At 38.0% G+C, this 22,100-nt stretch carries 23 protein-coding genes; 17 read left to right on the forward strand and 6 right to left on the reverse strand.

Going from position 1 to position 22,100, the window contains the following annotated elements:
* The first annotated feature begins 404 nt into the window (after positions 1-404).
* The 9 genes from QKW49_RS20285 (at position 405) to QKW49_RS20325 (ending at position 10,242) form a co-directional block, all read left to right on the forward strand.
* Positions 405-1,523, forward strand: a complete 1,119-nt coding sequence (locus QKW49_RS20285) for an ethanolamine utilization protein EutH (RefSeq protein WP_282864457.1) — start codon at positions 405-407, stop codon at positions 1,521-1,523.
* A gap of 77 nt (positions 1,524-1,600) precedes the next feature.
* Positions 1,601-3,094: a glycerol kinase GlpK gene (gene glpK / locus QKW49_RS20290; protein ID WP_282864458.1), complete on the forward strand. Its 1,494-nt coding sequence runs from the start codon at positions 1,601-1,603 to the stop codon at positions 3,092-3,094.
* A gap of 114 nt (positions 3,095-3,208) precedes the next feature.
* Entirely contained in the window at positions 3,209-4,648 is a 1,440-nt protein-coding gene (locus QKW49_RS20295; RefSeq protein ID WP_282864459.1) for an NAD(P)/FAD-dependent oxidoreductase, read from the forward strand.
* 15 nt (positions 4,649-4,663) lie between these two features.
* Positions 4,664-5,926, forward strand: coding sequence for an NAD(P)/FAD-dependent oxidoreductase (locus tag QKW49_RS20300; protein WP_282864460.1), 1,263 nt, complete (start codon positions 4,664-4,666; stop codon positions 5,924-5,926).
* Positions 5,927-5,930: 4 nt separating this feature from the next.
* Positions 5,931-6,284 (forward strand): DUF1667 domain-containing protein, encoded by a 354-nt coding sequence (locus tag QKW49_RS20305; RefSeq protein WP_282864461.1) that lies wholly within the window; start codon positions 5,931-5,933, stop codon positions 6,282-6,284.
* Between the two features lie 185 nt (positions 6,285-6,469).
* The gene (locus QKW49_RS20310) at positions 6,470-7,771 is read left to right on the forward strand and encodes a hypothetical protein (RefSeq protein ID WP_282864462.1); all 1,302 of its coding nucleotides are present in this window, start codon (positions 6,470-6,472) and stop codon (positions 7,769-7,771) included.
* Positions 7,772-7,924: 153 nt separating this feature from the next.
* Positions 7,925-8,701 (forward strand): amino acid ABC transporter substrate-binding protein, encoded by a 777-nt coding sequence (locus tag QKW49_RS20315; RefSeq protein ID WP_282864463.1) that lies wholly within the window; start codon positions 7,925-7,927, stop codon positions 8,699-8,701.
* A gap of 116 nt (positions 8,702-8,817) precedes the next feature.
* Complete coding sequence (locus tag QKW49_RS20320; protein WP_282864464.1) at positions 8,818-9,474, forward strand: amino acid ABC transporter permease; 657 nt, start codon at positions 8,818-8,820, stop codon at positions 9,472-9,474.
* Between the two features lie 9 nt (positions 9,475-9,483).
* Complete coding sequence (locus QKW49_RS20325) at positions 9,484-10,242, forward strand: amino acid ABC transporter ATP-binding protein (protein WP_282864465.1); 759 nt, start codon at positions 9,484-9,486, stop codon at positions 10,240-10,242.
* Between the two features lie 75 nt (positions 10,243-10,317).
* On the opposite strand, the gene QKW49_RS20330 is transcribed toward QKW49_RS20325, so the two are convergent.
* Complete coding sequence (locus QKW49_RS20330; protein ID WP_282864466.1) at positions 10,318-10,803, reverse strand: hypothetical protein; 486 nt, start codon at positions 10,801-10,803, stop codon at positions 10,318-10,320.
* Between the two features lie 539 nt (positions 10,804-11,342).
* On the opposite strand from QKW49_RS20330, the gene rpoZ reads away from it, so the two are divergent.
* The 3 genes from rpoZ to QKW49_RS20345 all read left to right on the forward strand — a co-directional run bounded on the left by rpoZ (position 11,343) and on the right by QKW49_RS20345 (position 12,551).
* Positions 11,343-11,570 (forward strand): DNA-directed RNA polymerase subunit omega, encoded by a 228-nt coding sequence (gene rpoZ / locus QKW49_RS20335; RefSeq protein ID WP_282864467.1) that lies wholly within the window; start codon positions 11,343-11,345, stop codon positions 11,568-11,570.
* A 26-nt stretch (positions 11,571-11,596) separates the two neighbouring features.
* The gene (gene infC / locus QKW49_RS20340; protein ID WP_282864468.1) at positions 11,597-12,127 is read left to right on the forward strand and encodes a translation initiation factor IF-3; all 531 of its coding nucleotides are present in this window, start codon (positions 11,597-11,599) and stop codon (positions 12,125-12,127) included.
* A 235-nt stretch (positions 12,128-12,362) separates the two neighbouring features.
* Positions 12,363-12,551, forward strand: coding sequence for a zinc-ribbon domain-containing protein (locus tag QKW49_RS20345; RefSeq protein ID WP_282864469.1), 189 nt, complete (start codon positions 12,363-12,365; stop codon positions 12,549-12,551).
* Between the two features lie 44 nt (positions 12,552-12,595).
* Here QKW49_RS20345 and QKW49_RS20350 read toward each other — a convergent pair whose 3' ends face one another.
* The 5 genes from QKW49_RS20350 to QKW49_RS20370 are packed head-to-tail and all read right to left on the reverse strand — an operon-like array spanning position 12,596 to position 15,894.
* Positions 12,596-13,759 carry an FAD-dependent oxidoreductase gene (locus QKW49_RS20350; RefSeq protein WP_282864470.1) on the reverse strand — a complete coding sequence of 388 codons (1,164 nt, stop codon included), beginning with the start codon at positions 13,757-13,759 and terminating at the stop codon, positions 12,596-12,598.
* Positions 13,752-14,024 carry a (2Fe-2S)-binding protein gene (locus tag QKW49_RS20355; RefSeq protein WP_282864471.1) on the reverse strand — a complete coding sequence of 91 codons (273 nt, stop codon included), beginning with the start codon at positions 14,022-14,024 and terminating at the stop codon, positions 13,752-13,754. Before QKW49_RS20355 ends, QKW49_RS20350 begins: the two co-directional genes overlap by 8 nt.
* Before the next feature lie 13 nt (positions 14,025-14,037).
* Positions 14,038-14,535: a 4Fe-4S binding protein gene (locus QKW49_RS20360; RefSeq protein WP_282864472.1), complete on the reverse strand. Its 498-nt coding sequence runs from the start codon at positions 14,533-14,535 to the stop codon at positions 14,038-14,040.
* The gene (locus QKW49_RS20365; RefSeq protein ID WP_282864473.1) at positions 14,532-15,581 is read right to left on the reverse strand and encodes an NAD(P)/FAD-dependent oxidoreductase; all 1,050 of its coding nucleotides are present in this window, start codon (positions 15,579-15,581) and stop codon (positions 14,532-14,534) included. The genes QKW49_RS20360 and QKW49_RS20365 overlap by 4 nt, the downstream gene beginning before the upstream one ends.
* Positions 15,568-15,894 carry a (2Fe-2S)-binding protein gene (locus QKW49_RS20370; protein WP_282864474.1) on the reverse strand — a complete coding sequence of 109 codons (327 nt, stop codon included), beginning with the start codon at positions 15,892-15,894 and terminating at the stop codon, positions 15,568-15,570. The genes QKW49_RS20365 and QKW49_RS20370 overlap by 14 nt, the downstream gene beginning before the upstream one ends.
* Before the next feature lie 463 nt (positions 15,895-16,357).
* Between QKW49_RS20370 and QKW49_RS20375 the strand changes: the two genes are divergently transcribed.
* The 5 genes from QKW49_RS20375 (at position 16,358) to hydE (ending at position 22,086) form a co-directional block, all read left to right on the forward strand.
* Positions 16,358-17,422, forward strand: coding sequence for a GGDEF domain-containing protein (locus QKW49_RS20375; RefSeq protein ID WP_282864475.1), 1,065 nt, complete (start codon positions 16,358-16,360; stop codon positions 17,420-17,422).
* Positions 17,423-17,575: 153 nt separating this feature from the next.
* Positions 17,576-18,547, forward strand: coding sequence for a hypothetical protein (locus QKW49_RS20380; protein WP_282864476.1), 972 nt, complete (start codon positions 17,576-17,578; stop codon positions 18,545-18,547).
* Positions 18,547-19,347: a hypothetical protein gene (locus QKW49_RS20385; RefSeq protein WP_282864477.1), complete on the forward strand. Its 801-nt coding sequence runs from the start codon at positions 18,547-18,549 to the stop codon at positions 19,345-19,347. Before QKW49_RS20380 ends, QKW49_RS20385 begins: the two co-directional genes overlap by 1 nt.
* Positions 19,348-19,611: 264 nt before the next feature.
* Positions 19,612-20,970: a [FeFe] hydrogenase H-cluster radical SAM maturase HydG gene (gene hydG / locus QKW49_RS20390; protein ID WP_282868199.1), complete on the forward strand. Its 1,359-nt coding sequence runs from the start codon at positions 19,612-19,614 to the stop codon at positions 20,968-20,970.
* A gap of 105 nt (positions 20,971-21,075) precedes the next feature.
* On the forward strand, positions 21,076-22,086 hold the full coding sequence (hydE, locus tag QKW49_RS20395) for a [FeFe] hydrogenase H-cluster radical SAM maturase HydE (protein WP_282864478.1): 1,011 nt from the start codon (positions 21,076-21,078) through the stop codon (positions 22,084-22,086).
* The last annotated feature ends 14 nt before the right edge of the window (positions 22,087-22,100 follow it).

Here is a 22,100-nt window from a genome sequence, read left to right on the forward strand (position 1 = left end):
TTTAAAAAATCATTGAAAAACATATGTTGACACAAAAAAGTTTATTTGGTATTATTAAAAAAACGATAAATACACAAAATGTTTACAAAATATAGTCATAATATTATCATTCATTTCATAATAATAAATTAGTGATCCGGTTATCAGAAAAAAATAAGGAAATAAACCTTATACATAAAAGAGTACAGTAGTGTCATTATCAGCCCTTTTTGCAATAGCATTTAAGCTATCTATTGTAGGTCATGCTACATTTTAATCTCAATTGTTTTTCTTTCGATTATTCGCGAAAGGTTTCTATTTCTTCACTTGAAATGGGTTATTAAAAATTCTGGAATTTTGGAGGTGGTATTAGAGACAGGAACATATCATGGCTAATAATCAAAATTTTAAGGAGGCGAAGGAAAATGACATTTGATCAGGTTATTTTATGGGTAATGGCAATTGGAATTCTTTTAGGCGCAATGGATAAGATTATCGGTAACAAATTTGGACTGGGTGAAAAATTTGATGAAGGTTTCAATGCAATGGGACCATTGGCATTGGGAATGGCTGGGATCGTATGCTTGGCACCGGTAATTTCAAATGTTTTGGGACCGGCAATTATTCGAATCTTTACAGCAATTGGTGCTGACCCTGCAATGTTTGGTTCGATTCTGGCAAATGATATGGGGGGATATCCTCTGGCTATGGAGTTAGCTGAAAATGAACAAGCCGGACTCTTGTCAGGTACTATTGTTGCATCTATGCTGGGCTGTACACTGGTTTTCTCAATTCCTGTGGGACTAGGACTCATTGAAGAGCAAGATAAGCCATACTTTTCAAAAGGGTTGCTGATCGGATTAACCACAATACCTGTAGGAAGCATCATAGGAGGTATAATTGCAGGATTTGATTTAATAATGATTTTAAAAAATACAATTCCTGTAATTATTCTCTCAGTATTACTTGCAACAGGACTTAAATTTATACCTGATATGATGATAAAGGGAGCGATGAGATTTGGTCAGTTTATAACAATCGTTATATATGTCGGATTAGCTGCTGCCGCATTTCAACAGATCACCAAAATAGTAATTATCCCCGGAATGGCTCCCATCATGGATGCTATGGAAATTATAGCAAGTATTGGAATTGTACTTTTAGGAACGTTTCCTGTTTTATCAATTTTAGTAAAAGTGCTGGATAAACCATTGAATGCTGTAGGCAGAAAAATAGGTATGGATGCAACCAGTGCAGCAGGACTTGTTTTTACATTAGCTAATTCGGTTCCGGTTTATAAAATGATGAAAGATATGAACAACAGAGGCAAGATTATCAATACAGCATGGCTGGTGCCTGCAACAGCTGCGTTAGGTGACCATCTTGGGTTCACCGCAGGGGTCAGGCCTGACATGATAACTCCGGTTGTAATAGGAAAGCTGGCAGCAGGTGTTTTAGCGGTAGTCCTGGCAATGCTTATGACAAAAGAAGTTACCGTTGAAGAAAGCAATTGCAGCGAAGGAAAAACTACTGTAAAAGCCTAAAGTGGGAGAGTTAACCCATCAAGTGAAGACATATGATATCCTAACATCAAAATATATTATGAGCAGGAGGAAGTTGTATGAAGAAGTATTATTTGGGGTTAGATCAGGGAACAACAGGTACTACGGCATTGTTGCTGGATCAAAATTGGGATAGTGTGGCCAGGGGGTATAAGGAGCATAAGCAGTATTATCCGAAACCCGGGTGGGTAGAGCATGATCCGGTAGAAATATGGGATAATATTTTGGAAACAGTTGATATGGCGGCTAAAGAAGCCAAAATCAGTATAACAGATATTAAATGCATTGGACTTGACAACCAGGGCGAAACTGTTATGCTTTGGGACAAAGCAACAGGAATTCCTGTATATAACGCAATTGTGTGGCAGGATAGGAGGACAGCCTCTCAGGCAGATGAAATATCTTCGAAATATGGTGAAATGATACATGAAAAGACAGGCGTGGTAGTTGATGCATATTTTAGTGCTACCAAAATAAAATGGATAATCGACAATGTTGAAGGAGTAAAGGAAAAAATTGAAAAAGACAGAATTATTGCGGGAACCCTTGATTCATGGATGATTTGGAAACTTACGCACGGAAAGGTCCATGTAACCGATTATTCTACTGCGTCAAGAACGATGCTTTTGAATATTCATACAGGGCAATGGGATGATGAAATACTGGAAGCACTTGACATACCCAAAAAGATTCTGCCGGAAATTCGCGAAAGTGCTGAAATATACGGCTATACTGATCCTCTTGATTTTTTTGGAGCTGAAATACCAATTTCAGGTTCTATTGTGGACCAGCAGGCAGCCTTGTTCGGGCAAGCATGTTTCAAACCGGGTACAGTCAAAACCACATACGGCACCGGATGCTTCATGCTCATGAATACAGGTGATAAACCCGTATATTCGCCTAATGGATTATTAACAACAATAGGTTGGGGACTAAATAAAAAAACAACTTTTGCACTTGATGGCGGTGTTTATATTACAGGTGCCGCTGTCCAGTGGCTGAGAGACGGGCTCAAAATTATAGAAAAAGCCAGTCAGATAGGGGAATTGGCAAAATCAGTAGAAAATACCGGCGGAGTATATTTTGTACCTGCATTTTCAGGTCTTGCAGCTCCGCATTGGGACCAGTATGCAAGAGGAACACTGATAGGCATTACTGGCGGAACCACAAGAGAACATATTGCAAGAGCCACTGAAGAAAGTATAGCATATCAGGTAAGTGATAATCTGGAGGTGATGAGAAAAGATTCAGGCATTCCAATAGAAGTAATGCGCGTCGATGGGGGAGCTGTAAAAGATGAGTTTCTGATGCAGTTCCAAGCAGATATTTTAGGAATTCCGGTAGATGTTCCGGTCATTACAGAAACTACTGCACTGGGAGCAGCTTATCTTGCAGCATATGGCATAGGCGAATTTCATGATTTAAATGAGCTTGAAAGCAAATGGAAACTATATAAGCGTTACGAACCCAAAATGAGCAGTGAGACCAGGGAAAAACTGCTCTACGAGTGGCATCGGGCGGTAGAACGTTCTAAAGGATGGGCAAAAGAATAAGGATTAATAATTGAATATATAAAAGCTCCAATCTTATTTGGTACTTATGCAATAGTAATAAATTCGATAGTATTGGAAAGATTGGAACTTTTATATTTAGGGGGTCAAAATATTATGTTAAAAACAGATGTGGTTGTAATTGGTGCGGGCGCGGTAGGCTGTGCTATTGCAAGGGAACTATCCAAATATATGATTGATGTTATAGTCGTTGAAAAAAATGAGGATATCGGAGGGGATGCATCAAAATCAAATAGTGCAATTATTCATACAGGATATGATGCGACTCCGGGAACGTTGGAATCACAACTTGTTGTTGCAGCAAATCCAATGTATTTTGAGTTGACAAAAGATCTCGATGTTCCATTTAAGCAGGTGGGAGCAATTCTTCCCGCAATTAATGATGAACAATATGAAAGTTTGCCTTCTATAAAAGAAAAGGCTTTTAAAAATAGAGTATATGATGTTGAATATTTAACGAAAGAACAATTGCTGGAAATGGAACCAAACCTGAATCCGGAAGTAAAAGGCGGATTATATATTCCGAGGGAAAGTATAATTGACCCGTTTATTTTTGTTCAGGCACTGGCGGAAAATGCCCATGAAAACGGAGTTCGCTTTCTCTTAAACACAAAAGTAACAGAAATTAGCACAGAATACAATAAAATTAAATCTGTTGAAACTACTTCAGGAATTATTGATACAAAGTATGTAATTAATGCAGCAGCACTTTATTCAGATGAAATTGCCGCCATGGTAGGAAAGGCGGATTATAAAATGGTGGCTAGAAGAGGCCAATTCTATATTTTAGATAAAAATACTTCTTGCAAAGTGAATAGAATTGTTCTTCCGATACCGACAAAAATTACGAAAGGAAAATTAATATGTCCGACAATTCATGGAAATATGCTCGTAGGGCCTACAGCAGAAGATCTGGACAATAAATTCGATAAATCTACTACAACAGAAGGGTTGCAAAGTATTTTAAACGATGTTAAAAGATTGGTTCCAAATATAAATATAAGGGATAGTATTACCCAATATAGCGGATTAAGGCCAAACAGAAATCCTGAAGGATTGCATATCAATATGTACGATGACCTGGAAGGTTATGTGAATTTATCAGGCATCCGTTCTACCGGATTAACGCTAAGTTTAGCTGCGGGCAAGTATGTTGCAGAGCTAATGAAAGAGCATGGATTATCTCTTGAGCTCAAGAAAAATTTTATAAAAACTAGAAAAGGTATAGTGAAATTCAATGAACTGAGTCTGGAAGAACAGGAAAGAATTATTTCTGAGAATAACCTGTATGGAAATATCATATGTCGCTGTGAAACAATAACAGAAGGTGAAATAGTAGATGCAGTCAGAAGGCCTCTCGGTGCTAAAAGTATTGATGGCGTAAAGCGCAGGGTGCGAGCCGGAATGGGACGCTGTCAGGGTGGATTCTGCGGCCCGAAGGTGATTGAGATACTGGCAAGGGAGTTAAATATTCCTATAGAAGCAGTTAAAAAGAATAACGAAGGAACGTATATGGTTACAGGGAAAACGAGGTAGAGAGGAGTTTGACAAATGTTTGAGATAAATTGTGATGTGGCTGTTATAGGTGGGGGGCCTGCTGGTCTTTCAGCGGCAGTTTCTGCCAAAAAGGAAGGGGCAGGTAAAGTTCTGATTATTGAACGAGACTACAGTCTGGGAGGTATACTTCAGCAGTGCATCCATCCTGGATTTGGACTGGCGTACTTTAAAGAAGAGCTGACAGGACCGGAATACGCCGGGAGATTTATTGATGAAGTCCTGGATGCAGGAGTTGAAGTTTTATTAAAGACGATGGTACTGGAGGTTTTACCGGAAGAAAAATTAATAATTTGTGTAAGTTCAGAGCGTGGAATGACAAAAGTAAATTTTAAAAGCGTTGTGTTAGCAATGGGGTGCAGGGAAAGAACACGAGCTAATATTATGATTCCGGGGACCAGGCCATCCGGCGTATATACGGCAGGCTCTGCTCAAAGGCTGATCAACCGTCAAAATGCAATGGTTGGGAAAAGAGTAGTCATTCTGGGCTCTGGAGACATTGGAATGATTATGGCTAGAAGAATGACCCTTGAAGGAGCAAAAGTACTGGCTGTTGTAGAGATTATGGATTTCCTGGCGGGATTAACCAGAAATAGGGTGCAGTGTTTGGATGACTTTGGGATACCGTTAAAATTAGCGCATACCGTTACAAGAATCGTAGGCAATGAGCGAATTGAGGGTGTGTATATTGCTGCAGTAGATGAAAACAAAAAACCTCTATTCGATACAGAAGAATATATTGAGTGTGATACTCTGTTATTATCAGTCGGCCTGATACCTGAAAATGAACTTACTAAAAAAGCTGAAATCAAAATATCAGACATAACAAACGGACCTATTGTCAACCAGTATATGCAGACTTCCGCGGCTCCGGTTTTTGCATGCGGAAATGTGGTGCACGTAAACGACCTGGTGGACAATGTTTCTGTAGAAAGTATAACAGCAGGAAAATACGCAGCTCACTACGCACTTGGAACAATGCCGGATATTGTTAAAAAGGTTGAGGTAATTAAAGGCAATAACGTCAGATACCTTTGTCCGCATGAGATGAATGTTTCTAAAGAAAATGAAAAAGTAAAATTTTATTTTAGGGTTTTATGTCCGGACAGAGATGTTAAAATTGTAGTTAAATCGAATGGTGAAGTCATAGCTTCTAAAAAAGCAAAAATTATCAATCCGGGTGAAATGGAAAATATTCAAATCAATATGGAAGAAATCAATAGCGAGAGCATTACTATAGAAGTAATAAAGGAGGCATAATTAAATGCTAAAGGAAATCATTTGTACGGTTTGCCCTATGGGATGCAATATTTCTGTGGAGGGTGAAGGAGAAAATATTGCTTCTATAAAGGGTTACAACTGTAATAGGGGTATAGAATACGGGAAAAATGAATTTGCACATCCGGTGAGAATATTAACAACAACTGTAAAAGCTGCAGATGATAATATACTTTTGCCGGTTCGTTCCAGCAAGCCGATACCAAAAGAACTGATAATGGAATGTATGAGTGAAATTAAAAAAGTAAGAGTAGCAGGAAAAGTTAAACGATATGAGGTCATTATCCAAAATATTTGCGGAAGTGATGCAGATATAGTTGCCACAGGAAGCTTAGAATAGGAGGATTTCCATGGCTGAACGAGTAAAAATCAATGAAAGGTGAACTGCTGCTTGCGGAAATGAACCGTGAGTAGAACTCAGCGGGGATAACACATTAATTTTATATAAAAAACACTTCAATTTTTACAACCTTTCTCATATATATACTATAGAAGACTAGAAATATTAAATGGGGAGGGATTTTTTTGCGCAAGAGTACAAATTATCATAGATTGTTTATTATGATGAAAGAAGAAGATCCTGGATTTGGTAAAAACGGAAAACCTACAGGATATTTGAAATTGGAAACAAAAGAGAATAAAGCAAAAGCATTGGTGCATATTCAGAATGTTGGCCAAGTAGATGAAAACCATGTACTAAAGGCCTATTTGTTATCCGGTTCACGGCCTAAAGCCAAGCCTCTGCCATTAGGTGCAATCAATCTTATAGGGGATAGTGGAGATGCTTCATGCGAATTTAGCAAGGAGGATGTTCAAAGGTTGGGACTGGATATACAGTTGATGGATACTATTATTATTGAGTGTAAGAATACGGTAATGGAAAATGGAATAAATGCTTTTCCGTTAGTGGGATTTGAAAAACAGCGGTGGAATTGGAAAGATGTGTTTATGGACAATAAAACAGAGCCTCAAGCTGAAACGCGTAATTTCGATAGTAAAGAAGTACTTAAAGAAGTGAAACAAGCAACCATAGATAAAGCGGCGGACGAAATTACCCAACAATCAACGGATGAAGTGACGGATGAAGTAATGAATAAAGTACTTGATGAAATAACGCAGCAATCAATCGATGAGCCTGTGGATGAACAAGAGACATTCAAAATTCCGGTAGGATTTGTATGGAATAAAGGACAGATAGAGAAAAAAGACAGCGATGAAGATGATATAAAAGAAAAAGAACATGAGGATGCCAACACGCATGAGAAGGATTTAAAAACCGATGCTACAAGCAGTACAGCAGTTCCTTCCGATTGGGAAGCTGAACAAAAATATCTTGAGGAAACCATGAAAGCCTTTGAACGGAGTTTTAATACCCAAGATAAAAAAGTCGAGAAAGATAAAGCTGTGTCCGATGAAATACAAAAATTTAATCATCACTTATCCAGATACGCAGTAGCCAAACAGCCGTATACCGATAATGATTTGGGTTTCAAATGGTGGACTATCAATGATTGCTCATTTATATTAAATAATTTATACTCAAACCATGCAATAACCTTTTCATTGTATAACCCCTATGTAATACGTCTTGTACGCCGATACGGATATTTTCTGTTCGGTATGAAAGAAGATGAAAAGCGTAACGTCAAACATATCGCTTATGCAGTTCCGTCAAGATATGCTACCGAACCGCACCCTTTGCTAAACCTGCAGGCTTATGCATACTGGGTTCCCAAAAACGGGGAGAGGAATAGGATTGGTGCGCTTGGATATTGGATCATTTGCGCAGATGTAGAAAAAGGGGATTTTATTTCTTTTAATGCCTGATATAAAATGTATGGAATTTGATGTATAATGTAAAAAACACATAAAAGATAAAGCTATATTCATACATTTTTGAAATTTATTGCTTTACTATTTTAGTTAACTAAAATATAATGCTAAAAGAGTTATGTAGATTATAAAAGTGGGGGTATACATATGAAAAAAATTTTTGCGTTAGCAGTAGCGGTAATATTAGTAACCGGTATATTGTTGACAGGATGCTCAGGTGCGGCACCAAAGACATCTGAAAAGTTTGTTGTGGGGCTTGATGATGCATTTCCGCCAATGGGGTTTAAAGATGAAAGCGGTAAAATTGTAGGATTTGACGTTGACATGGCCAAGGAAGCCGCAAAAAGAATGGGCATGGAAGTAGAGTTTAAAGCGATTGATTGGGATAGTAAAGTACTTGAGTTAAACGGAGAAAAAATTGATGTAATATGGAACGGATTGACCATTAACGATAAGAGAAAAAAGGAAGTCTTATTCTCAGAACCTTACCTTGAAAACAAACAGATTATTGTTGTAACGGAAGGTTCTACAATAAAAACCAAAGCGGATCTTAAAGATAAGATGGTAGGCGTTCAATCGGCAAGCAGCAGTATAGATGCTTTAGAAAAAGATGAAGCAACCTTAAAAACGCTTAAAGAAGTTAAACAATACGGTGATAATACCCAGGCTTTGATGGATCTGGAAGCCGGTAGAATTGACGCAGTGGTTGTAGATGAAGTTGTGGGCCGCTTCTATATCGCAAAAAAACCGGGCAAATTTGCTATTTTAGAAGATCATTTCGGTTCTGAAGAATACGGTGTCGGTTTCAGATTAAAGGATACCGAATTCCGTGATAAACTGCAAAACGCATTGAATGAAATGAAAAAAGATGGCGCTTCAGCAGAAATTTCCAAAGCATGGTTTGGCGAAGATGTTGTGAAATAATTTGAGACTTTTATAAAATATAGGCTGCCGGTCTTTGACCGGCAGCCTATATTTGTATTATAATAGTTTTAATATACTACAAATGAAATAAATAAGGATCAGGAGAGATTTTTTAAATGGATTATTTAATAAAGATTACCATTCCGATACTCCAAGGTGCGACGGTCACACTGCAATTGTTTTTTATTACCATTCTTCTGTCCATCCCATTGGGGTTGGTCATTGCACTGATGAGAATATCAAAGTTCAAATTTCTAAAAGACTTTACAAGCATATATGTTTGGCTGTGGAGGGGAACGCCGCTGCTGCTGCAGTTGCTCTTTGTATATTACGGCTTGCCGTTTGTGCCGGTGATAGGACCTTTTTTCAGGTTTGACGCGTTTACTGCTGCAGTTGCTACTTTTTCCTTGAACTATGCAGCGTATTTTGCGGAAATATTCCGGGCCGGTATAGAATCTATTGACAAAGGGCAATATGAAGCCTCTAAAGTACTAGGTATGACCTATTGGCAGACCATGAAAAGAATTATCCTGCCCCAAGTAATCAAAAGGGTGCTCCCGCCTGTGAGCAATGAGACCATTACACTTGTTAAGGATACGGCACTAGTATATGCGATTGCGCTAGTTGAGCTTTCCCGTGAAGCAAAAATTGCTGCGGTTCGGGATTTCACCACACTGCCTTTTGTAGTTGCGGCAGTAGTTTATCTTGCGATGACGCTGGTTTTAACCATTGTCTTCAAAAAACTCGAGCAGAGATATGCCATTTACGAATAGGAGAAAAATATGAAAATGATTGAAGTCAGTAACGTTCATAAAAAATTTCATAACCTGGAGGTTCTCAAAGGTATTTCACTGCAAGTTGAAAAAGGAGAAGTCATTGCCGTTATAGGGCCTTCCGGTTCGGGTAAAAGTACGCTGCTAAGATGTCTGAACCACTTGGAGATCATAGATAAAGGCGCTATTATTATTCAAGGTAAGGTGATGGTATCGGCAGACTCTTCGGATAAGAGCCATTACAAGCCTGAAAGTGAAGTAAGAGCCGCATGTAGAAAAATAGGAATGGTATTTCAAAACTTTAATCTTTTTCCGCATAAAACGGTTTTGGAAAATATCATAGAGGCACCCATGATTGTGGATAAAATATCGAAAGAACAAGCTGTTCCAATTGCGGAAGAGCTGTTAAAGAAAGTAGGCCTGCTGGATAAACGGAATAATTATCCGTCTCAGATTTCCGGAGGGCAAAAGCAGAGAGTCGCTATCGCAAGGGCTTTGGCGATGAAACCGGATATTATGCTATTTGATGAACCTACTTCTGCGTTGGACCCGGAGTTGACAGGTGAAGTCCTTAATACGATGAAAGAACTCGCTGCCGAACACATGACAATGCTGGTGGTAACCCATGAAATGGGTTTTGCCCGTGAAGTTGCCGATAGGGTCATATTTATGGATAACGGTGAGATTGTTGAACAAGGAGCACCGGAAGAAATTTTCCTAAATCCTGTTCATCCAAGGACGAAAGCATTTTTGAATAAAATGTTATGATTAAGATGAAGTTAGTATTGACCTTTTGGTCATAAAGAAAGCACTTGCTTAGTGCAAGTGCTTTGTGAATTTATCTTATAAGTATTTGGACATAATATTAAGGTATGATTGCGAAACTTCCGGGCATGCCGATAATAGAGTATCCATAACATAATCAATGTTACTATCGTCGATTCTTTTTGCATTGCCAAAAGAATCTATATTAGTGTTTTCTGTATTTAAAGAATGATATATAGCATTTATAATGGGGGATTGCATAACTATTTCACTTTCTTCAGATTTTTCTGAATAAAACAGTTCACCTTCAACCATAATGAATTGCCCGTAGGAAAGTTCTTTTTGACAAGTATTTAAAGCGTCTTCAGACGCACTTTCACAATCATATTGTATATGTTCCACATGTTTTAAATCGAGCCTATTTATATTTTCTTTTCTCGTTAAAACACATCTGACTTCGAGTTCTAATAGCCGTTCTTTCATATGCTCGGAAAAATCCTTGCCAAACTCTACGATGAACCGCTTCATAGATATTGATTTTTTTATACTATTATTTCTTCTCACTGAAAGAATCCTCATTTCTAAAGTTTGTTATTGGAAAAAGAGTTGTTGAATTTTAACTGAGAATAAATTAAAAGACTGCTGGCAGTTAAAAGTCACCTTTGCCCAAGGTAGTAATGCATTTATTATTTAAATATAAAGATGGACCAATGTGCTAATTTTATTTTGCTTCAATAGTGTTTTCAATTGGCTCTATTAGTATACTATAAAACAATATATTTAGCAAAAATATATAGTAATACATAATTTTACTAATATTTTGTTTGATATATAGAGGGAATAATGGTATAATAAGATAACGACAAAAATATGAAGTACTTGCTTCTCGTTTTCAAGGTTAGTTGTGTGTACGTCATAACTAGAATTTGATAATACTTGGTTGTAACGAAGAGTGGATTGCTTGGCCTATCCACTCTTTGGCTTTTACTGCGCTATTGCAGGAAAAGGGGATGCATTTAAGTGATTAAGATGAGATGTACACACCGAAATATTTTCGAGTATCAGCTTTTAAAACCAAATAGAGAAGAAGGGAGGTCAATATTATGATTGACCCACCAATAAGTACATTGTTAGAAAAAACAGATGATAGATTTACACTTTGCATTTTTGCGGCTAAAAGGGCAAGACAGTTGATAGATGGCGCCAAGTGCCTTGTAAAGGTTGATGGTGGAAAGCCGGTTACAATTGCGATTAATGAAATTGATGCAGGTAAAGTGAAATTTAAAAGAATGAAAAGGGTTGTTAAATTACAAAGTAATTTAGCTAAATAAATTTGTAATTATTACAAAAAATATTAATGGAGGTGTTTGGTATTAGAAAAAATGAACTGCCAATGAATGAGGATATAAGGGATAAAGAGGTGCGGCTTATTGATACTGACGGAGGTATGCTAGGCATTATGCCGTCAAAGGAAGCCCAAAAGCTGGCATATACGAAGAATCTTGATCTTGTAAAAATAGCGCCCAATGCAGTACCGCCTGTATGCAAAATCATGGATTATGGTAAATGCTTGTTTGAAAAAGCAAAGAAAGAGAAAGAAGCCAAAAAAAATCAGAAAATTGTTGCACTTAAAGAAATAAGAGTTTCGGCTAAAATTGAAGAACATGATTTCGACTTTAAGGTTAAAAATGCGTATAAGTTTTTGGAAGACGGAAATAAAGTTAAAGTAAGCATAAGGTTTCGAGGTAGAGAAATGCAGCACACAATCACAGGAAAAGAAGTGCTTGCAAAGTTTGCCGAGGCGGTTAATGAGGTAGCAACAGTTGGAAAGCAGCCAAAGCTTGAAGGCAGAAGCATGATCATGATATTAGATCCAAAAAAACAATAGCAATCAAATTTTTAAGAATATGCTAGTATGACGCCGAAAGCTTGAAATAATGAGATGAAAATCCAAGAAAATAAATATTAATATATATTGCATAATTTAAAAAACTGTGGTAGAATAGTAGAGTTAGTCGATATATATTGTCATGGATTTATTTTTTGAATACAACTCTCTTTAATTTATTGGAGTGAGAAGTTAGAAATTATATGATCCAAATAAATTAAGGAGGTATATTGACATGGCAGATAAAACTATAACTTGTAAAGATTGTAATGCAGAATTCATTTTCACTGAAAACGAACAGGCTTTTTACAAAGAAAAAGGATTTGAAAATGAACCGCAAAGATGTCCTGACTGCAGAAGAGCAAGAAAGCAGCAAAGGAATAACAATAATAACAGATCCGGAAATTTCGGTAAAAGATGGTAGTTAAAAGGAGAGTCTAGACTCTCCTTTTTAGTTTCTATTTATATTTAAAATCTTTCCAAACTCAACTGTGACATCTCAACAATATCACATTTCTCATTGACCACTAACTCAGACATGATCTTGCCCACGATAGGTGAAAGGCTTAATCCGTCTCCCCCTAACCCTCCAGCAATATAAAAGCCGCTGATAGGTGTTTTACTTAATATGGGCAGGTTATCAAGGGTAGCAGGGCGTAATCCGGCAAAGGTTCTAAGCATACAGACATTTTTGCAGAACGGAAAGAAAGATGATGCGTTTTTAATAATCTCTCTTACCGCAGTGAAAGTAATATTCGTATCATATCCTACTTTTTCCCGGCAGCCGCCTATAATCAAATTTCCGGTAGGTGCTTGGCTGACGGTCAAACCTACATGCAATTTAGCTGAAAGACTGTTTTGGTCTAACAATTGCGGTTGGTGCTTGGCGACAATAAATCTTGCATCCATGATTTGATGACGGACAATATGAGGTACCGGCTCGGTTATGACGATTTGCCCTCTTACCGGGAAAACAGGAAGTTCTATTTCCAGCATACCGCTTATATTATTCACATTGCACCCTGCAGCGTTAATAACCGTTGGTGTGGATATTTCATGCTGATTGGTGATAACATGGGTGATTCTACCCTTTATTGTGGATAGTTTTGTTACTTTATTGTGTGGTAGAAATCTGGCGCCAAGTTTTTCTGCTGCTCTTACGTAACCTAAAGTAAGGCGGAAAGGGTACACACTGCAGTCATCTTGATTATAGGCACTGGCAATCACGTTTTCAGCCAATCCCGGCTGCTGTCGGTGTGTATCGTCATAATCAAGCATACATATATTTAGACCTTGGCCGTACTGCTTTTGTACAAAGTTTTCTATGGTCGAAACATATTTTTCATCATTGATTACAATCATTCCGCCCACATTACGATAACCGATATCATAGTTTAATTCTTTCTCAAGATTTTTATAAAGCGCAGCGCTTCTAATTGCCATATCCAAAATAATTCCAGGATTTTTAGATTGTAGAATAACGCCTTCGTCGCAAGAGCCTGAAGCACCTGCATTCAAGTTTTTTTGTTCAACAAGGATAGGTTTCAGGCCTGTTTTTGACAAGTAATATGTGATAGCGGTTCCGGCAACTCCTCCACCTATGATAACGGCATCAGCGAAAAGCCTACTCATGTAAATCTTCCTCTATGTATTCGCATATCTTAACAGGTCTTACAGGCAGGCGGCTGAGAGGAGCGGGGCAATGCTCCGGTGCATAACCTTTTTGTTCCAATAGACGCATAATAAGTGTACTGCATATACGTCCCTGGCAAAGGCCCATGCCGGCTCTGGTTAGTTTTTTGATCTCATCCAGACTAAGTGTACCATTATCAATCGCATTCTCTATTTCATGTAATGTAATTTCTTCACATCTACACATAATATAATCATCATGCATTTTGCCACGTCCTTCATAGTTGAATATTTCGAACTTCCATTGCGAATTCTTTTTGTATTTCGATACCTATAACATATGTTTTATTATAGCTGGGCGCAATCTTAACAGAATGTACCCTTCCTGTAGTAATGGCTTCACCCTTTCGATTTAAACACTTTACCTCATCACCTTCTATAGGAACAGGGAAGAGCTCATAAGGTATTTTTACCAGGGCGGTCATAGGTGTAAAGTTCATATCTACAACAAATATTGCAAGTCCAGGGCAGTGGGTAATGCAGGCACAGCAGCCTTTGCATTTTTCGGGATTAAGAGCGGGTAGATTGCTGATAACCTCTCCGATAGTAATAGCACCAAAAGGGCAAGATTTTTCACATGGATTACATGGAATGCGCTCAAAGCATTCAATCACTGCCAGTGTTTTTTTATTAAGATATTCAAGAGAAGGTATACCGGGAGCAGAAGCCAGGTCTTCATTCGAGGGATATCCGGTGTGTTTTAATTCTTTTTTCATGATATCTGCCCACCCCGACATCTTAATTGATTTAGATATGTACGGATATCATAGAATGCCTTTTGTGCCGTTTTATAGTCAGTACAATATCCAAGCTCCACTGCACACGATAATCCTGCTAGTCGCCCTTCTTCCATGGCAATAGAGGCTTCTTCTATCCCAATCATATCTCCTGCTGCATAAATATCTTTAACCGATGTTTGCATGCTTTCATTTACTGCAGGGATATATCCGCCTAATGCAGCATTATAGTCTATCTTGCAGCCTGCCATTCTTGCGAGTTCAGTAGATGGTGATAAGCCTACTGCAAGGCATAAGATGTCTGCATCAACAATCATTTTAGCAGATGGAATTTTATTGAATTTTTCATCTGCCATTATAAGCTCAATTTTTTTCAGCTCTTTTTTACCAATTGCACGGTTCACAGTATACCCGAGCATGAAAGGAATTCCGGCCCGCCGAACTTTTGCCGCATGGACACTGTATCCGGTGATTGCCTGCGCAGCGTCAATAATAGCCTGTACTTTAACCCCTGCTTGCAGCAAATGATATGTAACAATGAGTCCGACGTTTCCTGAGCCTATCATCCATATTCTCTTGCCCGGAATGACCCTATGGATATTCACCAGTGTTTGCACTGCACCGGCACCCATGACGCCTGGCAAGGTCCAACCGGGAAACGCAAGCGGTTTCTCAGTGGCACCACAGCACAATATAATCTTTTGCGCATGTATTTCAAGATACAATCCATCCTTTATAACCGCCAGCGTATTATGCTCATCGATACCAAGTGCCATTGTATTAAGCATGATTTCAACATTATTATCTTTTGCACGAGACAAAAGTATCTCTCCAATTTCAAAGCCTCTTGAACCGGCCATTTGATCTTTAGACCCAAAGAATTTATGTATCTGTTTGAAGAGCTGGCCTCCGGGTGAGAGGTTTTCATCGATAATAACCGTTTTAACACCGTATTTAGCTGCTTCAATGGCGGCAGATAGTCCCGCAGGTCCTGCTCCTATCACAGCCAGATTAACGTTTTTCATTCAATCCCTCCCATATGCCGTTTCCTTGCTGGGTTTTTATTTGCATTCCATTTTTAACGGGCGTCATACACGTGCGTATGTTAGGAATGCCATCCACCGTCATCAAGCAGTCACTACATCTTCCGATCGCACAGAAAACTCCTCGGGGAGCGTGCCGCTTTGAGGTATATCTGCATATCTTTTTACCGTATGCTAAAAGTGCTGAAGCAATGGTGTCGCCCTCTAGGGCTTCAATTATTTTGCCATCAACGTATAGTGTTATTTTTTTATTATCCGGGATTTGTTCTAATATGGGGTGGTTGATGACTCTCATTGATTATCACCTCTTTTTTTATACGTATTGCTTTTTATGGCTATTAATACTTTGTCATTGAAAACCGAAAATGCAGTAAATTCATGGCCGATATCCGGTATTGATTTATTATATGAGAAATATGGTAAAACGGTGAAGAATGCGTCAAGTTAATCTTGACAAGATGATAAAATAAAAGTAGTATGAAAAATATAAACTTATAATATGGTTCTATCAACCTATTGGTGCTGTTATAGAAGATAGATATTTGCAGCTCTATTTCAAATTATTAGAACTTTTTTATCTCATTTTGAGCTGCAAAACAGCCATTGGTGAAATAATCTCATTATTTGACATCCTAGTTATTTCTTTAAAAGAATAAGCCTGCTTCTGAGTTTTAAATTGATTTTACAGGTAATATCAGTATCTTCATAATGTCTGGAAATAAAATATTGGATATATTCAAAATATTAAGGTGGGCGACATGCGGGATAATACGAGTAACTTACAGAATAGAATATTTAAGATTATTGTAATAACGGGTGTGGTGCTATCAATAGTTTGTATCATAGAAAATATTTTGGTTGGTTTTCCGTTTGAGATGAATATAAAGTGGTTTTTTATAGGTATAATTTCTTTAATTGCCGTTAGATTTAAGCAGCCAATTCTTTCAAACGATTATTTTCGATTATTTTATGCACTCTGCATTATACTTGTATTGGTTCCAAATGGATGGATAAATTCCGGTGGGAGCAACAGCAGTGTGATCGCATATGTTTTTTTAGTGATGATCTGTATCACTTTTTTATTTCAAGAAAAGACAAGAGCTATATTGATGATACTTTTAATGTTTACTTTTACAATTCTATTCTGCTTAGAATACTTTTATCCTCAAATCATTAAAGTTCATGGTGCAAAAGCTCAGTTTTTGGATAGGCTGGTGCAGATGCCTCTAACCTTAATAGGCGGTTATTTATTATTAAGACAGTTTGCAGATGCTTACACGCAAGAAAAAGAAAAGCTTGATATTTATAGTAAGGAATTACAAAAAGCTAATAATAAACTTGAATTCATGGCGAATAGGGATAGTTTAACAGAGGTTTATAATAGGAGGGCATTCGATTTAAAGCTTGAAGAAATTATAAGAGATAACAAGCATCTTGATAAAGACATTTATATCATATTATTTGATATTGATTTTTTTAAAAGTATTAATGATACATATGGGCACAGCATGGGTGACCAAGTCATATGCCGGGTAGCAAAAAGTGCAGCAGAGATTGCATCCGAAGCAGGTTTTATTTCGAGGTGGGGCGGAGATGAATTCGCGATTATTTTCTCTGGAAGTATAGAAGAAGTTAAAAAATACATGGATAATTTGAATGGAAAAATAAATGATATAAAAATCAATGAAGATCAAATTGTTACCATTAGTGCGGGGATCACTCAAGTTGGCAAAAATGATGTTATCAAGGAAATCTTTAAAAAAGTTGATGACGGCCTCTATAGAGCTAAAGATCAAGGAAGGAATCAGTATGTTATTATGTAAGGCGTATAAGTTAAATAGATACTTATAGGCCTTTTTTTATAGTTGATTCCTGCAAATATATTCAGTGCTTTTCATACAAAATAAACTTAACCTTCGTATAATTGGATGTGACTGAAAAATTAAAGCTATATAGTGCTAGAAAGGTGGAGTTGGATGAAAAGCGTGTATTCTATATTTGACAGTTTTAAAACAGCTTTTCATATTAATAAAGAAAACAAGGAGTTATACCGGCCTCAGGTAATACTCATCGTCATAAAATCGATCATGATGGTTGGCGTGGGTGTTGGACTTTATTTGTGGATTGGGAAAGAAGGTTTGTTGGAACTGCTTTCGGGGGAAGTAACATTCTTACGGTTTGCACTGAAAGTTCTTTCGGTTGGCATAGGCCTCTTAATAATGATTACAGCATATGTGCTTCTATCTCGGATGGTAGAAGCGGGACTATATAATCTCTATAAAAAAAGCGTAGCAGGTATTGTGCTTGAGCGGAAAGATTTTTGGGAAGGGATAAGAAAGTATTTTTTGAATTTTCTTTTTGGTGATTTATTAATATTGGCTGCATGGGTTGTCATATCTCCCGTATACTTTATTGCGGGGGCAGTAACATTAACCATCGGGTTTGCGGTGATTCCGATGGCCATTAACATATTTCTGACAATGTGGAAGGTGTCGCTGGTCATGAATGATTCCACTTTATTTGCATCTATAGGGGACAGCTTTAAGTTTGCAAAAAGGAACTTTTTTCCCCTTGCCGTACTGCAATTGATTCACTGGTCATTTATGAAGCTGGGAGGGGGCAGTGGAAATACATTGTCATGGACTCGGAATGTTGATAAAGTGAGCAATATTGATAAGCTTCCGCCCACTGTTCATTCCGATATGTTTTCCGGCCATCAGAATATGCTGGGAACTGGGGAGCCGTTTACGTTAGATACATTAAAAAACGTCATAGGAATAGTAAGGATGATAATTGCGGTGCTTATTCCTGTTGTTACCATTGCTGTTGCAGTAAGCTCATTGGTAAAGATGATTTTTGAAGTTTTTTTTACACTCGCAATATTTGTAGTCTACAGGGATGATTTTGGCCAATCTGAGGAGGTTACAGAAAGCGAGGCGATTTTATAATGTGGTTTGATAATATCATGGATGATTGCAAGAAAGGATTGAAAGTCGCAGGTGACCATAAAGGAATATTCATTCCGATATTAGTCAATGCCGGAATCCACATTTTGTTCTTTATTTTATTATTCATTGTTTTGATGACATATTTTATTGCCCATGGAAGAGATTTAGGAAATATTGCTGACAGCCCCGGCAATTATATGGGGATGATTATTACACTTATTATTGGTGGTCTGATATCATATCTGATTCTTACCATTTTAGGTTGCTTGCTGGAATCAGGAACTGTACAGCTATACAAGCTTGCGGTGGAAGGGATTCAGCCCAGAGCTTCTTGGTTTATAGATGGTGCCAAGAGACACTTTATTAGAATCCTTGGAGGTACTTTGATTTTTCACATTATCACATTTGTTTTACTTATACCTATATTAGTAATCATGGTATTATACACTTTTACCGTGGGCATTCTTACAGCCGGATGGGGACTTATATTGGTAGGCGTGATTTACGGTGTATATTTCAATGCATGGACAATAGCTGTTGTAGTAGATAACAAAGGACCGATAGAAGCCATTGGAGCCAGCATGCGGTTGGGAAAAAGATATTTCCGGGGGCTATTTGTATTAACCCTTGCCGGAATCATGATTAGTCAGTTCCTCACATCTGCTTTTGGACCGCTGGTTGCTTTTGTGGGAGGGTGGTTTATCAGTGGCGTAGTATTGGCTTTTTTAAAATTAGTGGTATTGCTGGTTTATAAACGAAGTAAAGAAAAATTTACGAAAGAATCCATAGAAAGCATTTGATTTTTTGTGAATAATGATGTATAATGTACTTGTTAAAGTATTAACAAGTACATATTCCTGACGGGTTGGAGTATTCTATCTCGGAGGGACATTCAAACAACTACCTGACGTATGGGAGCTGGTCTTATTCGGAGGGGAAGGAGGTTAATAGTATTGCTATAAGATATTATGCGCTCTTTCTGCGTCTGCGGAAAGAGCGTTTTTGTTTGAATTTTGAGTAAATGATGATTAAGAATTAAGAATGGGAGGACGAGAATTATGAGCATGATTAATGAGAAAAAGATTGAAGAATTATTGGAAAGCAGCAAGGATGTGGGAACGGAAGAATTAAAAGAAATTATTGTGAAAGCTAGAACATGTAAAGGGCTGACACTGGAAGAAACGTCTAAGCTGTTAAACATACACGATCAAGGTTTGTTAGAAGAGCTTTTCCAAGCCGCAAAATATATAAAAGAACAGATTTATGGGAAAAGAGTCGTGTTATTTGCCCCGCTTTATACCAGTAACGAGTGTAACAATAACTGTTTATACTGTGGATTCAGAGCAGCGAATAAGGAATTGCACAGAAAAACACTGAATGTTGATGAAGTTGTACATGAGGCCAAAGAAATTGAAAGACAGGGCCATAAAAGGATCCTGATGGTATGTGGTGAAGACAAAAACAAGACGCATATCAAGCATATTACCGATGCGCTGGCAGCCGTTTATGCGAACTGTGACATACGCAGAATTAATGTCAATGCCGCACCCTTAACAATAGAAGAGTTTAAGGAATTAAAGAAAGCAGGAATAGGCACATATCAGCTTTTTCAAGAAACTTATCACCGTGAGACCTATAAGAAGATGCATCCGACCGGAAAAAAAGCTGATTACGATTGGCGCTTGACGGCGATGGAAAGGGCACTGGAAGCAGGCATAGATGATCTTGGCATCGGACCGTTATTAGGGTTATATGATTACAAATTTGAAGTGTTGGCTGTACTGCAGCATTCCGAGTACTTAATGAATAAATTTGGCGTAGGCCCTCATACTATATCGGTACCACGTTTGCGCCCGGCATTAGGTTCGGCATTACAGGTGGCACCTTACCCGGTTAGTGATTCTGATTTTAAAAAACTTGTAGCTATTTTGAGATTGGCAGTACCCTATACAGGCATTATCCTTTCAACACGTGAAGGTGCGGCACTAAGAGATGAACTGCTTAGTTTGGGAGTTTCCCAAGTAAGTGCCGGATCAAAGACAAGTCCGGGAGGATATGGACATGAAGAAGAAAAGTCCGATCAGTTTTATACAACTGATCATAGAACATTAAATCAAATGATAAAAACCATATGCGATTCAGGGTATATCCCCAGTTTTTGTACTGCCTGTTATCGCAGATGCCGTACAGGAGAGAATTTTATGGAGTTGGCAAAAGAAGGAGAGATCCATACTTTTTGTCAGCCGAATGCAGTACTGACATTTAAAGAAAACCTTATTGATTATGGTGCACCGGAGGATAGAGCGGCAGGAGAAGAAATCATAAAAAAGGCGTTGGAAGAAATAGAAGATGCAGAATTGAAGGAAGCTGCCATGGCAAAGCTGAAATTGATAGAAGAGGGTCAAAGGGATTTATATTTCTAATCAGTAGTATTAACTATCTATAGGAGACTGTAATAAAGTCGAATTTAGCACTTTATCACACTCTCCTGTGTAGTTGCATATGACTACGATTGAACAGGTGAACGTATGGAAAATGAGAATAAGGAATTTATAAAGATACTAAAAGATGTAGAGAGCGGTACCGACATAAGTATCCAAAACCTTGTTGCATTACTTGAGGCTGAGGAAGAACAAGAAGTTGTTGCGCTTTTTGATGCCGCGAATCGCGTAAGGAAAGAGCAAGTCGGAGATGAAGTGTATCTTCGGGGAATCATAGAATTTTCAAATTACTGCCGGAAAAATTGCAAGTACTGTGGAATTAGGGCGGATTCATGTGTCCGCCGGTATCGGTTGTCCTATGATGAAATTGTTGAAACGGCCTTAAATATAAAAGATTCGGGCATCAATACGGTCATTTTGCAATCAGGAGAAGATCTGTGGTGGACTACAAAAAGGATAACCAAGTTGGTTTCACGGATTAAAGAAGAAACGGATATGGTGATTACCTTAAGCATAGGGGAAAGAGAAAAATCAGAATATGAGGTTTTCAAAGAAGCCGGCGTTGATAAATATTTGTTGAAGATAGAGTCTACAAACAAGAAGGTTTTCGAAACGGCACATCCCGATGATGCGCTGACATACAGGGTGCAGTGTTCCAAATGGCTGAAGGAACTGGGATATACCAATGGTTCCGGTTGTATTATCGGATTGCCGGAACAGACAACTTTTGACATTGCTAATGATATCCTTTGGTTTAAGAAAATGAACATGGATATGATCGGGATAGGCCCTTTTGTACCGGCACTGGGAACGCCGCTGGAAGATGATCCGGCCGGCAGCACGCAGATGGTTTTAAAAGCTGTAGCTATGACGAGGTTATTATGTAAGAAAGCTTTTCTTCCTGCTACTACAGCACTTGAGACCCTTGAAACCGACGGGCAACGGAAGGCATTAAATGCCGGTGCCAATGTTATTATGCTTAATTTTACGCCTCAGCAGTATAGAAAGGATTATCAAATATACAGCAATAAGAAAGCAATAGGATTTGAAAATGCAGTCAAGACCATTGAACAAGCAGGAAGGATCGTGAAGTTTTAGCATTAGTTCACGGT

The organism is Petroclostridium sp. X23 (assembly GCF_030013905.1).
Lineage (GTDB): Bacteria > Bacillota > Clostridia > SK-Y3 > SK-Y3 > X23.